The 14,401-nt window shown below is 28.0% G+C and carries 12 protein-coding genes and 1 pseudogene; 3 read left to right on the top strand and 10 right to left on the bottom strand.

Features of this window, described 5'->3' with window-relative positions:
* From GXK56_RS13670 to GXK56_RS13680, 3 genes are all read right to left on the bottom strand, one after another.
* The coding region (locus GXK56_RS13670) for a cytochrome b5 domain-containing protein (RefSeq protein WP_160688487.1) at positions 1-812 on the bottom strand (812 nt) is incomplete at its 3' end.
* 147 nt (positions 813-959) lie between these two features.
* On the bottom strand, positions 960-2,036 hold the full coding sequence (locus GXK56_RS13675) for a DUF4179 domain-containing protein (RefSeq protein ID WP_160688244.1): 1,077 nt from the start codon (positions 2,034-2,036) through the stop codon (positions 960-962).
* Position 2,037: 1 nt separating this feature from the next.
* The gene (locus GXK56_RS13680) at positions 2,038-2,595 is read right to left on the bottom strand and encodes a sigma-70 family RNA polymerase sigma factor (protein ID WP_160688246.1); all 558 of its coding nucleotides are present in this window, start codon (positions 2,593-2,595) and stop codon (positions 2,038-2,040) included.
* A 373-nt stretch (positions 2,596-2,968) separates the two neighbouring features.
* Between GXK56_RS13680 and GXK56_RS13685 the strand changes: the two genes are divergently transcribed.
* The gene (locus tag GXK56_RS13685; protein WP_160688248.1) at positions 2,969-3,997 is read left to right on the top strand and encodes a 3-deoxy-7-phosphoheptulonate synthase; all 1,029 of its coding nucleotides are present in this window, start codon (positions 2,969-2,971) and stop codon (positions 3,995-3,997) included.
* Positions 3,998-4,220: 223 nt separating this feature from the next.
* Here GXK56_RS13685 and GXK56_RS13690 read toward each other — a convergent pair.
* Positions 4,221-4,346 (bottom strand): annotated as a pseudogene (locus GXK56_RS13690) (RNA polymerase subunit sigma-70); the annotation flags it as partial.
* Positions 4,347-4,561: 215 nt separating this feature from the next.
* Between GXK56_RS13690 and GXK56_RS13695 the strand changes: the two are divergent.
* On the top strand, positions 4,562-5,350 hold the full coding sequence (locus GXK56_RS13695; protein WP_160688252.1) for a histidinol-phosphatase HisJ family protein: 789 nt from the start codon (positions 4,562-4,564) through the stop codon (positions 5,348-5,350).
* A 167-nt stretch (positions 5,351-5,517) separates the two neighbouring features.
* On the opposite strand, the gene GXK56_RS13700 is transcribed toward GXK56_RS13695, so the two are convergent.
* Together GXK56_RS13700 and GXK56_RS13705 are read right to left on the bottom strand one after the other, a co-directional pair.
* Positions 5,518-7,740: an endo-1,4-beta-xylanase gene (locus GXK56_RS13700; protein WP_207710269.1), complete on the bottom strand. Its 2,223-nt coding sequence runs from the start codon at positions 7,738-7,740 to the stop codon at positions 5,518-5,520.
* A 192-nt stretch (positions 7,741-7,932) separates the two neighbouring features.
* On the bottom strand, positions 7,933-8,130 hold the full coding sequence (locus GXK56_RS13705) for a DUF503 domain-containing protein (RefSeq protein WP_243156131.1): 198 nt from the start codon (positions 8,128-8,130) through the stop codon (positions 7,933-7,935).
* A 267-nt stretch (positions 8,131-8,397) separates the two neighbouring features.
* Between GXK56_RS13705 and GXK56_RS13710 the strand changes: the two genes are divergently transcribed.
* Positions 8,398-8,640: a hypothetical protein gene (locus tag GXK56_RS13710; protein WP_160688256.1), complete on the top strand. Its 243-nt coding sequence runs from the start codon at positions 8,398-8,400 to the stop codon at positions 8,638-8,640.
* A gap of 163 nt (positions 8,641-8,803) precedes the next feature.
* Here GXK56_RS13710 and GXK56_RS13715 read toward each other — a convergent pair whose 3' ends face one another.
* The 4 genes from GXK56_RS13715 to GXK56_RS13730 form a co-directional block, all read right to left on the bottom strand.
* A complete protein-coding gene (locus GXK56_RS13715; RefSeq protein WP_160688258.1) occupies positions 8,804-9,895 on the bottom strand; it encodes a ribose-phosphate pyrophosphokinase in 1,092 nt (363 codons plus the stop codon).
* Between the two features lie 604 nt (positions 9,896-10,499).
* A complete protein-coding gene (locus tag GXK56_RS13720; protein ID WP_160688260.1) occupies positions 10,500-11,219 on the bottom strand; it encodes an ABC transporter ATP-binding protein in 720 nt (239 codons plus the stop codon).
* A 289-nt stretch (positions 11,220-11,508) separates the two neighbouring features.
* Positions 11,509-13,266 (bottom strand): helicase-related protein, encoded by a 1,758-nt coding sequence (locus GXK56_RS13725; RefSeq protein ID WP_160688262.1) that lies wholly within the window; start codon positions 13,264-13,266, stop codon positions 11,509-11,511.
* Positions 13,267-13,613: 347 nt separating this feature from the next.
* Positions 13,614-14,327 (bottom strand): Crp/Fnr family transcriptional regulator, encoded by a 714-nt coding sequence (locus GXK56_RS13730; protein ID WP_160688264.1) that lies wholly within the window; start codon positions 14,325-14,327, stop codon positions 13,614-13,616.
* Positions 14,328-14,401 lie beyond the last annotated feature (74 nt).

Below are 14,401 nucleotides of genomic sequence, written 5' to 3' on the forward strand. Positions count from 1 at the left end.
GTTCCTCCTCCAGTTGTTCCTGTTCCAAAACCTCCGCTTGTTCCTCCGGTTCCTCCTCCAGTTGTTCCTGTTCCAAAACCTCCACTTGTTCCTCCGGTTCCTCCTCCAGTTGTTCCTGTTCCAAAACCTCCGCTTGTTCCTCCGGTTCCTCCCGCAGTTGTACCTGTTCCTCCTGATGTTGTTCCTGTAGTTGTACCTCCAGCTGGGGTAGTAATTCCGCCGCCTTGCAGTAACTTAGCTGTTCCGGTGTTTTGCCACTCTTGAACTTGATTAATAGCCTGCTGAGGAGTCCTTCCTAAACCAACCAAAACTCCCATTAAAATAACTTTTTGATAAGTTCTTTGTATGTTCATCCCCTCATTAGGTTCTCTTAGTGCATATACTACTAAGGGTACTGTATACCTAATCCAGTCATCAGGGGTAAATTTAGAAGTATCCTGTTGCCTTTTGATTCTGTTCATCATTCCAGAATTTGAATTATTATTCATATTATTAGTATAATTCATATAATCATTATCCATAAGAACTCCAACTTTAGGTGCATTAGTAAGAACATCAATAGCACCATGACAGCTTTCAAACTGCTCAGATAGATCCTGACCTGCAGTAAGTCCAAAATGCTTTCCTTTTTCCCATGCAGGTATTTTACTTACATCATAAACTACTCCTTCAATAGCTACATATGCTGGATTTCCATTCTCTCCATTGTATTTTTCTAATTCTTCTATAGTAAATTCATTTTCTACCCTATCGTAACTGTAATTACTATTTGTTAGTTCATTGATAGTCTTAAAATCAAAATAAATTCCCATAAATTCCTCTTAAACATTTTTATCTATAAAGTTTATGCCTATAGAGATTTAAAAATGCATCAATATAAATTATACCTACGACAAAAATGCCTATAACAATTATTAGAATTATTCTAAACATTTCCTGAAGTAAGCTTTAAAATTTGATTATTTTAATTGTGCAAGATCTATAATAAATGGTTCTCCGACTTGTTTATACTCTTCATCCATTTTACCACTTTCCTCTGGATACTTTGCTGCATAAGGTGTTAATGTTAATATCTTAGCATTTTCATTTAAATTCCCGTAAATATTTTCTATCTTAAATAATGCATTGTCTTTGCTACTATGAGAAGCATAAAATTCAACTTTATTCCCTAAATTATCTGTTCCCTTTAAACTAATATCATATGTTGGTTTCATTTTAAAATTAGATACTGATGCATAAATTTTTTGCCCTACAGCGTTACTTGTATATTTTTGAAGCGTATATTCTGTACCATTCTCCATTATGAATTTGTTGTTAAGAGATAATTCCTTGGTATCTATTTTTAACAAGTCTCCATTTGTCCTAAATTCAAATCCCCATTTATTACTCTTATTATTAATGTCTCTATTCACTTCCACTGGCGAACATGAAAGTTTTATATCTAAATCTCCACTTAAGTCTAACTCTCCTATATCATAAGTTAATACGGATTGAATTGTATATTCATCAATACTCCTAGAACCTCCACCGCCTCCAGTGTTTAGTTCTTTACCATTTATGGAAATGCCATTAAATCCATGCCACGCCTGATTATCTTCACTTTGGTTTTCTCCATAAATTTCGCTTAATTTCTTATCATAAATTACATTATATGAGACAGTTAATTCATCTCCATCTAATATAACCTCATTCAATTGAACTGTTACTCCATTATTACTTATAACTTTATTTATTACAGTCTTATAATCATCTAAATTCTTTTGTATACCTAAAAATCTACCAATGTCCTCTACGCCTGCTATTTGCAATGTTTTTGTTAATGCTTGTACTCCAACATTTGTCCCAAATAATGTTACCATTAATGCTACAGCTAGGCCTGCTGCTACAATATTTCTTTTACAAGATTTCTTTTTTGAAATTGATTTTCTAAAATTATTCATAATATTTTTCTTTTCAATATCATTAAAATCTTTTCTTTCATATTCTTCTAAATTTATATTTCCTTCATTTAACATGCTATATATATTATTGTTCATATTATAAACCTCTGCTTTCTGCTAAGTTAAATAATTTTTGTATTTTCTTCTTTCCTCTAGATAATCTATTGTATATAACATCTCTTTTAAGTCCAATTTCTTCGCTTACATCATTAATTTCCTTTTCCTCCACATATAACTTATAAAATAAAGCTCTATCCTTTTCATTTAAACAATTCAATATTTCATTTATCTCATCATTCAATTCGTTTTTAATAAGAACTTCATCAGTTGTATCTTTAACACTTATTTCTAAATTCTCTATGTTTTCATATTCTATACCTTTTAGGTATTTTCTTTTATAATCTATACACTTAAATTTAGCTATTCCTGCTAACCAGTTTTTGAATTCACTTTTATTTTCATCATAGCTATCAATGTTATTCCAAATTCCAAGAAATATATCATTAATACATTCATCTTGAACATTTTTCAAATTATAGAGATGTTTGTGTACAATTGATTTTACTACCCATCCATAATTATCTATAAGATATTCTAAAGCCTTTTCATTCCTTTTACTCAATTGAGTAATAAAATTTTCTTCTTTTATTTTCATTATTAACCTTCTTCCTAAAACAAGCTTGCATATAATTATTTATCTCCTACATTTAATACTTCGATTAATAACTTATCATATCTATCAATATTTTGAAATTTCACTAAAAATTCTTTGATACTAGTTTAATTTCTTTTTATTACATAAAATATAGCAAATATATAACTTACTAAGTTTATTAAAACTTGACTAAAATTTTCAATAATTATATATTTATATATATGCTGAAGATTTGATTACACTTATCATTAAATTGAATACACAATTTAAATTTTAATCATAGCATTTCGCTATATCATTTGAAGAATAGTATATACTGTTTTAAAATTTTCACGTATAAGTATTATAAAACATATTTAAGGGGGCTTTATAAATGAGTTTTTTAAACGTTAGAAAAATTCCATCTCCAGAGGAAATTAAAGCTATTACTCCTCTATCAGATAATCTAAAAAAGATTAAAGCTGAAAGAGATGAAGAAATCAAAGAAATCTTTGCAGGCAATAAGGATAAGTTTGTGGTTATTATAGGACCTTGCTCAGCTGATGATGAGACTTCAGTTTGTGACTATATAAGCAGACTTGCAAAAGTAAATGAAAAAGTTAAAGATAAGTTATTTATTGTTCCTAGAATCTATACAAATAAACCTAGAACTACAGGTGAGGGTTATAAAGGAATGTTCCATCAGCCAGATCCTGAAAAATCTCCTAATATCCATGAAGGCTTAATTTCAATTAGAAAAATGTTCATTCGTGCAATAGAAGAATCAGGACTTACACCTGCTGACGAAATGCTTTATCCTTCAAATTATATGTATTGTGATGACTTATTAAGTTACGTAGCTGTTGGGGCTAGAAGTGTTGAAAATCAACAACATAGACTTACTGCTAGTGGAATTGATGTTCCTGTGGGTATGAAAAATCCAACAAGTGGAGATATATCTGTCATGTTTAATTCTATTCAAGCAGCGCATGCAAAACATAACTTCTTATATAGACATAATGAAGTAAATACAACTGGTAATCCATATGCTCATGCAATTATGCGTGGTGCTGTAGATCAATTTGGAAATAACATTCCAAATTATCATTATGAAGATTTAATGAAGGTTGCTGAAACATATGGTGAGTATAACTTCCCATATCCAGCAGTAATTGTTGATACAAATCATGCTAATTCAATGAAGAAGTTTGCAGAGCAACCTCGTATAGTAAGAGAAATTTTACACAGTAGAGCTTATAATAACGATATTAAGAAATTAGTAAAAGGTGTTATGATAGAAAGCTATATAGACGAAGGCTGCCAAAAAGTTGGAGATAATGTTTATGGTAAATCAATCACTGACCCATGCCTTGGCTGGGAAGCTACTGAAAAATTACTGTATTATATCGCAGATCAAGCTTAAGGCTGTTAACATCTATCAGTTAACAATTTATAGTTATAGATGATGTTTTTACTTTTAAAAGGGGCGATATTATATATCGCCCCTTAAATTTATCATAATGATTTTCAGACTCTGATTTCTTTTATACAAAAATAAACTAAAAAATATTTTATTCGATTTTTAAATTATTATAACTAAGTTAAATCCATAGTAAATGGATCTCCTATTATTTTATATTCACCATTATCTTATATAGATGTTTTCTCACAATATATTTAATAATCCATTCGTAATTATCTATAACATAATCTAAAGCTTTTTCGTTCTTTTTTCTTAATTGCTGAATAAAATTTTCTTCATTTATTTTCATTTCTATCCTTCTCCCTAAAGTAAGCTTAAACCATCTACTTTGTTACTATACTTATCATTTCGTTTGTAAATTTGTATATCTATCAAAAATTATAATCTTTTCCATAATTTTTTCTAACTTGACTAGATTTAATAAGAACTATATAGTTATGTAGTCAATTTAATTTTAACATTTATGTATAAAATCGAATAAAATACTGGAGATGATAAATAATAATGAGATATTTAAGTGATTACCACCTACATTCTAAATATTCTTTTGATGGAAATCAAACTATTGAACAAATTATACTTAAAGCTATTTCCCTGGAAATAAGTGAAATATGTTTAACTGAACATATTAGCTTTGACCCTAAGGACAAAAGTTATAATTTCTTTGATTTTAAAGATTATAAAAATGAAATAAAAAAACTTTCAAAAAAATATACTGGGAAAATAAATATAAAAACTGGTTTAGAAATTGGAGAATATCCTCTTTATAAAGAAGAATTTGATAAGTATTTTAAAGAACATAATTTAGACTTTATAATAGGTTCAATACATAATCTTAATGGACTTGGTCTTAGAACCAATATTTTGGAAAATGGAGTAAAATATACTTATGAAACCTATTTTAAAGAAGTCTTAAGCTTTGTACAAATTGGAGATTTTGATGTACTTGGTCATCTTGATATTGTTCAAAGATATGCTTATGAGACTGGTAAAGTATATAACTTGGAAGATTATAAAGATTACATTTATAATATATTAAAAACAATAATTTCTCGCGGAAAAGGTATCGAAGTAAATACCTCAGGTTTATCAAATAATTTACTTTTTCCCAAAAGGGAAATTTTACAGATGTATAAGGATTTGAAAGGTGAAATAATAACCGTAGGTTCTGATGCCCACAGTCGCAATAGAGTTGGTGAAAACATAAGTTTAGTTTATGATTTATTAAAGCATATAGGATTTAAATATGTATCAACATATAATAGTAGAGAAATTAATGCAATAACATTGTAATAGAAGAAAGCTAGAATTGTAGGAATACAAATAAACCCACCAGTTTCGAGGAAAACTGGTGGGTTTATTTATTAATTATATTTATACCTTACATTCAATTATGGTTTTAAATCAATATGAAAAATATTATGAGAGGTATTCTTCATATCTATTATTATGAGTATCGTTTACTTATTAACAAGTTTTAAATTTCCAATATTAGCTGTACTTGACCAAGTTTGTCCTGTTGGATCGCACCAACTGTTTACACCTGTTCTCTTTCCATCAGTAGCATCATTTACTTGTGCATCAAATCCTATAATCTTATTAGCTTGAGCACTATTCTTTAATGGAATAGCTACTTCAATTAAGTATCCATTTTCAGTAGTTTTAGCAAATGATTTAAACTTTTTAAGGTCTATGTTACCTCCACCGCTTTGCTCATTTACATAATTCACTCTATATTGAGCATCATCACTATCATATGCTGCGCTTCTTCCATTATTCTCGTCAATAAATGCTTCTATTGAATCTTGTTCATGGGCAGCTTTGCTAGTCTTATCTAATTTACTATCTGTAACTTCAAAAAGTGCATAAAGATAATTTTCATCCCATAAAGTTCTTATTTTAGCTTTAGCTGCATTTGTTCCTTGAACTGCAACATCTGTATTTATAACATTAGCACTATTCCAAATCTCATCTATGTTTCCATCAATGCTTGGAGTTCCATATTTAGCCTCTGAAATTTTAGGTGCTTTGCTAAATTCTAAATATCCATAATTTGATACATCTTTAGCTTGAGTGTCGCTATAATCATTCCAAACTGAAGAAGAACTTATGCTTCCATTACCGTTATCATCATTAACTTTAACATCAAAGCCTATTTTATTTCCTTCTGCCGGAGTAATTCCATCAATTGGTAATTTAGCTTGTATTTGATATCCATCAGCTTTAGTTGTTACCTTAATTGTATCTATATTAGTATTTCTTTTTATTGTATATATATCTTTTAATTTACCATTTTTATTTATAAATATATCTACACTATCATTATTTCCAACTGTACTATCCTTTACATCAGCTAATACATATAAATTATTCTTGTCCCAGCAAGTTTTTACTTGAGCTGTTGCTCCATTTGAACCCTTTACAAATGTGTTAGCCTCAAAAGGTTTAACCATCATCCATTGCGAATCTTGGTTTTCTCCTATTACTGGTGTTAAATTAGGTGCTTTGACTGTTTGTCTAAACACACTAACTTTTGAAGGATCTACTATTGACCAATATGCAGGTTTAGCTTGTAAATTTCTATCAAAAAGCATTGGAGCATTTAATCTTCCTTTTGTTGGGAAATTATCTAACCATGTATCATCATCTGCTCCACCCCATAACATTACCATGCTCAAATTCTTTTTAACTGCTTCTTCTTTGAAAACATCGAAAATTTTCTTATATTGACTTGCTTGTTGAACTAAAACATCGTTAGTTACTTGTTTCATAGGTTCACTATCGCTATTATAAATAGATAAATCCATTTCTGTAACTTGAACAGTAAAGCTTGGCTTAATACTTTTTAAGCTTGCAAATTTTTCGATACATTCTTTAATTTGACTAGCTGATGGACCATACATAGAATTATGCATTTGTAAACCAACACCATCTATTGGAACTCCTTTTAAAAGAAGTCTCTTAACCAATTCATACATGTCATCTCTTTTTCTTGTGCTGCCTTCCATTCCATAATCATTTATTATTAATTTTGCATTTGGATCAGCCTCTTTTGCATATTTAAAAGCCAATTCAATGTAATCGCTATCAAAGCCATCTCCATCTACATCCCCTATTATAGATTTCCACTTTGATTTTTCACTATCTCCTCTAAGTCCGCTTTTATCAGAAATAACTTCGTTTACAACATCCCAAGAATCTATTTTTCCTGCATATCTGCCCGCTACATTTTTTATATGATTTTGCATTCTGCTTAGTAATAATTCTCGTGATGCTGGCTTAGTTTTGTCATTTTTATCTTGGAAAAACCAAGCAGGTACTTGACTATGCCATACCAAAGTATGTCCTCTTAATTTCATATCATTTGCTTGTGCAAATGCAATAAGTTTATCTGCATCATCAAATTTAAAATTATTTTCTGTTGGCTCAGTTGCATCAATTTTCAAAAAATTTCCTGGTACTAATACATTGTATTGGTACTTAAAAAATCCTGAATGTACATCATTGGCATCAAGCTGCCCCGGATTAACTTCAGTTCCTATTGGGAAATAATCCTTAAAAACATCTTTTAACTTTGGAATATCCTTTTGATAATCCTTAACTTGTGCGTTAGCAGCCTTTCCACTTGCAGAAGTATTTTCTACAGCCTTGCATTGGCTAGTTGTATAAATTCCTGAAGACATAAAAAAGACAATTGCTAGACCCATTAATTTAAAAAATTTTCTCCTAGTACACAATTTTTAATCTCCCCCTTATTAATACGTTTACATATGAAATTGTATACTCTTTTTATATTTCAGAAAACCTAACAAATTATTGAATTTATACTAATTTTTATAGATGTTTTGAAATATTTTCTTTTATTCTTTACATAATTATATAACTTTTATATTAATTATTTCAGCATCTGTATTAGATTCTACAAAAGAAATTATATGTTCCATTGTAGAATCTGCTTGCCCTGAACTTCCACATATTGCTGCAATTCCTATAACTATAGTCTTATGAATATCTTGTTCATCTATTTCAGCTACTGATATATTAAACTTATTTTTCAGTTTTATGATTTTTATATTTTATCGTTTACATTTTATTGATATCTCAATAAAAATATTTATTTTTATGATTTTTTTATCATTTTATCAATTTACTCGTTCCTTTCTTACTATATATTTAATCCTTCAAGGTTTAAAATCAACTTATTCAATTTTCACCCTATATTTTTAACAAACTTCAATATTTGGTAAGATGAAAAAATTTTTCTAATGTATTATATTATAAATATAGAAATTAATTAAATAAACGTTTATGAAATACGTTTATAATTTGGAGGGATTATTATGAACTATAGAGCTGTTAAAACACACAAATCTAATTTAATTCATTTTCAATTCAATAAAAATACTACTCATAATAAAGCTTCAATAATTTTCAAAAACATTATTAATGATGTTAAATCTTTTGTGAATTATTTGTTTACATCATCAAGTTATGCACATGATGAATATTATACTAATCAAAATTTTTATCATGAAACTGCTACTGATTTACGATTAAAAGCTTCTCAAAGAACTTTTTTATAATATATCACATTTCACTAGTTTTTTATTAAGCTTAATATAAGGTTATGAAGTAATATTCGCTTCATAACTTTTTTGTTTATTCCAAATTATAAGTATCTTATAATTTGGAATAAAATGAATAAAGCAGAAGTTACTGCACTATAACTTCTGCTTAAAATTTATATTATTTATTTAACAAACTCTGAATTATTCTAGTTGCATCCATATATTTAGCTATTGATCTGCCATGATTTAATCTGTTTATAATTCTAGATAAAAGTTCTGACAAGTCAACTCCCTTAAACCATTCATGACTTTGAAGATGTTCTGGAATATATGTTAAATTAGTTGAATATATTCTTGATAATAATCCTTCTTCATAAGCCTTTGCAAATTTTTCAGTTCCTTCTGTAAAGAATGCAAAAGTAGCTGCAACATAAACATTTCTTGCTTCTCTCTTCTTTAATTCTTTAGCTATATCTAAAACAGACTCACCGGATGCAATCATATCATCAACAATTAAAACATCTTTCCCTGAAACGTTTCTTCCAACATATTCATGTTGAACAATTGGATTCTTACCATTAACTATTGTTGAATGGTCTCTTCTCTTATAGAATAAACCAACATCAACGCCTAATACACTTGAATAATAAATTGCTCTATCCATTGCTCCCGTATCAGGACTTATTACAAGTAATTTTTCCTTATCTAATTCTAATGTTTTTTCATTAGAAATAATACCTTTTACAATATCATAAGTTGGATAAATATTTTCAAACGATAATAAAGGAATAGCATTTTGAATATTAGGATCGTGAACATCAAATGTGATAATTTCATCAACACCTAATCTTTCTAATTCTTGAAGTGCTAAAGCACAGTCTAAGGATTCTCTTCCTTTACGTCTGTGTTGTCTAGATTCATATAAAAGAGGCATAATTACAGTAATTCTTGCCGCCTTACCTCTTATTGCTGCAACAGTTCTTTTTATATCTTGAAAATGTTCATCAGGTCCTTTGTGATTTTCAAGTCCAAACATTTTGTAAGTACAGCTATAATTACCAACATCACATAAAATATAAATATCTCTTCCTCTAACTGATTCAGAAATTTTCACCTTTCCTTCACCATTAGAAAATCTTATTTCCTCTGTTGGTATTAAGAAGGATTCTGTGCATTTTCGGTTGTTTTGGATATACTTGTCAATAGCATTACCTAACTCAGCACAACTTTCTAATGCTATTATTCCTAGTTCATGATTTAATTCACTCATTTGTTTTCCCCTTTTTACAATTATTTAATCTATTATCTATAGTCCAACATGTTTTTTTAGTTAATAGTGTCAAAACTATAGATTTTAGATAAGATACCTTAGAAGGTATTTTATAATCCTTGAGATACAAGTTAAACTAAATTCAACTAGAGTATAAAACTCCAACTGAAAAGTTTCAAAAAAACTCAAACAATTAGATTATACATTAAAATTCGTGATTTATAAATATTTTCTTGCAAATTTATAGAAATTTTAATAATCTTCTTATACATATATATAATTTTTGTTCTAAATTACAATTTATTCAAAGCCCTTGTAGAGTGAGTTTCGTTTACACAAAAACTTTACATATTACACTTCTAAAATAAAATTAACATTAATTTCGACATATTTTACATAATAAATTTAAATCTATTGTTCGTAATTCTAAATACTTAATTTACTTTCCATTATATTAATATCCAAAAATTAAATAAATAATCATGTGGTGAAAATTGTACAAAAAATAAAGTAGAACGCAATAAATGAATTTTTATAATTATTCATTCATACTATGTTCTACTTTAATATTACTTTTTTTATAATACTTTATTAATAACTCTTATTATACTAGAGTCCCTATATTCTTAGAGATATTACTTTTATCTCCAATTATTTCTCCATCTTTCAATGTTATTATTCTTTGAGTTTCACTTGCAAGCTTCATTTCATGAGTTATTAATACAATTGTCCTTCCTTGGGTTTCATGAATTTTATGAAATATATTCATAATCAATCTTCCAGTTTCAGAATCCAGTGCACCTGTAGGTTCATCTGCCAGTATAATATCTGGATCATTTGCAAGTGCTCTAGCAATTGCAACTCTTTGCTTTTGTCCACCTGACAATTCATTAGGAAGATGATTCATTCTGTCCTCCATACCGACAAGCTCTAAAAGTTCTTTAGCCCTGCTTATTCTCGTCTTTCTATCTTTTCCATAATAAAGCATTGGCAATTCAACATTTTGCAATGAATTTGTTCTTGCTATCAAATTTGAACTTTGAAAAACAAAACCTATTTTTTTATTTCTAATTTCAGATAAATCATTATCATTAATCTTGCTAATATCAATTCCATCAAGAAAATACTCTCCTGAAGTCTGTCTATCTAAAGCTCCTATAATATTCATTAAAGTACTTTTCCCTGAACCCGAAGCACCAATAATAGCTACAAATTCACCATTCTTAACAGTTAGATTTATGTTCTTTAAGATATCTAACTGATTTGGTCTTCCTATAAAAAAGCTTTTAGTAATATTGGTCATTTTAATAATATTATTATCCATTAACTTCCCTCCTTACTTCTTTCATATAAAGTTGATTTTATATTTAGTAATAAGTACAATATAAAAAGTTTCTGAGCAACATATTTCGGTAATATTTTGAAATAATTGTGAAACAATATTTAGGTCGTTAATTTATAAGCCTTTTCTTTTAATACTAACATCTTCCATACAACAATTCAATGTAAACTTTTTTAACAACTGCAAAAGCAAATCTTATTTTGTTTTGATTTGCTTTTTATAAACATAACTAATTAATAGCCTTGCAAAATTATTAATTTTGTAATTCTTATTAAATTTTAAGAAGAATTTCATTTATTTCTTCACTTATTCTCATTCTTTCATCATAAACCCATTTCACGTCCATTTTTAAATTGAATATTTTTGAAAACGAGTAATACATATTTATCTTTTGATAGTATATTTCCAAGTCATCTAAATTGCCATTATAACATTGAGGAATAAATAATTCCTTTTGCTTATTAATAAATAATTCATCCACGTAATCTAAGAATGTATTCATTAATTCGTCTCTTGTAACATCAAATGGAACCTTTAGTAAATCCCACTGTATTTCTTCATTTAACTTATACTTTTTTATCCTATCTAAAATTAAAATGTATTCACTAACATCCATCTTTCTATAATAATCTAACTTTTCTGTGCGAGTACTCCAAAGAGCAAGTTTTTCATTTAAAGGTAGACTTCTAATATTTAATATTGCTTCTGATGGTCCAATAACTGCTTCTCGGATAACTTCATCCTCTTCTTCAATTTTAGATTTAATCAATTCAGCATTTCCGCCAACACTTGCAATATATCCAACGTCATAAATTCCAATTCTTCCTGCTCTTCCGCCAACCTGTTTAATCTCTTGTGAAGTTAATTCTCTAACTTCTTCTCCATCAAATTTTTTTACACTTACAAAAATAATTCTTCTAATAGGTAAATTAACCCCCATACCTATGGCATCTGTAGTAACTAATACTTTTGTTTCTTTATTTATAAATTGTTCATATTGCATTTTTCTAACTTCTGGAGGTAGATCTCCATATATTATACTTGTTTTAATTCCTCTGCCAGAATACTCCTGAGCTATTTCCAATACTCTTTTTTTTGAAAATACTACTATAGCATCGCCTTCCTGAACATCATTATAACTGAAATTTTTATACTCAATTTCTAGTGGAATGTTTCTTTTATATTCTTTTATTTCATATTCATCTTTGCAGTCATTTAAAATTGTTTCTAGTATATACCTAGCATTAGCTGCTCCGCATATATGTATTTCATCACATTGAAGCCCAAGTACTGATTTGCTCCAAGCCATTCCTCTAAAAGAATCACTGATCATTTGAATTTCATCAATAACAGCTATATCATACTGCTCTTTTAAATTAACTTTTTCTATTGTGCAAGAAGTATGTGTTGCGCCTACATTTATTATTTCCTCTTCACCTGTTAAAAGATCACAGATTACTCCTTCTTTATTAAGCTTTTCAAAATTTTCTAAAGCCAATATTCTAAGTGGAGACAAATATACTCCTTTTTTAGCAGTTTTAAGACGTTCTAACGCATTATAAGTTTTTCCTGTATTTGTATCTCCTAAATGTATATAAAATTTCCTTTTCATATGTCTTGCCCTTGGATATTCATCCTTAGGATTAGCCGGAAAGTTTTCTTCAAATTCTTTAGCAATTAATTTAGGTATATGCTCTTTAGTAAGAATAGTCATTATACCTTGATTTAAGAAGCTATTATAATTTCCACGAACTACTTCATAAAAATCAAAATCTGTATTGTTCCTTTTATTGTATGCTTCTAAAAGTCTAATTGAAACATTTTCTAATAATTCTTCATATCTTTCACATACTTGTTTAAAATCCTTTAATTGTTGATTCTCTAATTCATTAAGCTTTATGAGCTTCTTTCTTATTGAACTTTCATGTTCTATTAAAGCTCCAGGTTTTGAATGTTCTACTATTTCTTCTATTTGATTTATTTGACTTTTGTACTTTTTAAATTCTCTTTGCGCTGCATTACTCTTCATTTATTCCACTCCATATATTTCAACTTTTTTAATTATATATTTTTAATAATAACTCTATTATTTCATTCCTAGCTCTCTTTCATATTCACTATTACTTCTTACTTATTTAATAATTCCAATTTGATAAACAACACTTCTTAGATCATATTTATTATATCTTCTAATTTATTTTATATAATTATATGAAAATTATACCATAGACCTAGTATTACAGTATAAGAATACTTCTAATTATTATGTATATTTCAAAAATAATACGTATGTTATGAAATGTTATTAAAATAAAAATGGTATATCAACCAACTATCTTTTAATCCAGTTCATTGATATCCCATATAAATTTTTATTTATATATAATCCTTCAATCCATCTTTATCTAAAATCACAATATTCTTTACACCTATTATTTTAATTAATTTTTCATCTTCAAATTTCTTTAACTTTCTACTTATAGTTTCTCTTGTTACTCCAATATAATTAGCCATTTCTTCTCTTGATAAAGGCAGCTTTATTGATATATTTTTTTCTTCAGCTTGCCCATACTTCTCCATTAAATCTATTAATAAATAAGCCATTCTTGAATCAACGTCATTTGTTGCAAGGTTCTGAACAAGATTTTCTACCTTAGATAATCTTTCCCCTATTGTCTCCAATACTTTTATTCCAATCTCTGGATTCTTCATCATTATATTTCTCATTTCATCTTTAGAAAGAGTGCATATCTTAGAATTTACTATTGAACTAGCATTAAATCCATACTTGGAAGGTTTTATTAAATCTAATTCTCCAAAGAAATCACCTTCTGAAAGCACATGTAATATTTGTTCTTTTCCATCTTTAGTATACTTATATAATTTAATTTTTCCTTCATTTATAAAATAAAGTGTTTTTGCTTCGTTCCCCTCTGTAAAAATAATATCTCCCTTTGTATATTCTTTATGATTAATAGTATTTACTATTTCTAATAATTCCTCATTATTTAAATTTTCAAATATTGGTACCTTGCTTGCACAAAGCTCACCTCTGCAATTATTACAACAATTGCCACAATGCTTATTCATATATATCACGCTCCTTTATTTAATTTTAATCACTCACACACAAAATAAATCCTAGCTAATTAAATTATGTAGCT

The organism is Clostridium sp. C2-6-12 (assembly GCF_009928485.1).
Classification (GTDB): Bacteria; Bacillota; Clostridia; order Clostridiales; family Clostridiaceae; genus Clostridium.

Coding starts and splice junctions, on each gene's coding strand:
- GXK56_RS13675 (WP_160688244.1), bottom strand. CDS start 2,036: ATGAACAATAATATATATAGCATGTTAAATGAAGGAAATATAAATTTA.
- GXK56_RS13680 (WP_160688246.1), bottom strand. CDS start 2,595: ATGAAAATAAAAGAAGAAAATTTTATTACTCAATTGAGTAAAAGGAAT.
- GXK56_RS13685 (WP_160688248.1), top strand. CDS start 2,969: ATGAGTTTTTTAAACGTTAGAAAAATTCCATCTCCAGAGGAAATTAAA.
- GXK56_RS13695 (WP_160688252.1), top strand. CDS start 4,562: ATGAGATATTTAAGTGATTACCACCTACATTCTAAATATTCTTTTGAT.
- GXK56_RS13700 (WP_207710269.1), bottom strand. CDS start 7,740: ATGTCTTCAGGAATTTATACAACTAGCCAATGCAAGGCTGTAGAAAAT.
- GXK56_RS13710 (WP_160688256.1), top strand. CDS start 8,398: ATGAACTATAGAGCTGTTAAAACACACAAATCTAATTTAATTCATTTT.
- GXK56_RS13715 (WP_160688258.1), bottom strand. CDS start 9,895: ATGAGTGAATTAAATCATGAACTAGGAATAATAGCATTAGAAAGTTGT.
- GXK56_RS13720 (WP_160688260.1), bottom strand. CDS start 11,219: ATGGATAATAATATTATTAAAATGACCAATATTACTAAAAGCTTTTTT.
- GXK56_RS13725 (WP_160688262.1), bottom strand. CDS start 13,266: ATGAAGAGTAATGCAGCGCAAAGAGAATTTAAAAAGTACAAAAGTCAA.
- GXK56_RS13730 (WP_160688264.1), bottom strand. CDS start 14,327: ATGAATAAGCATTGTGGCAATTGTTGTAATAATTGCAGAGGTGAGCTT.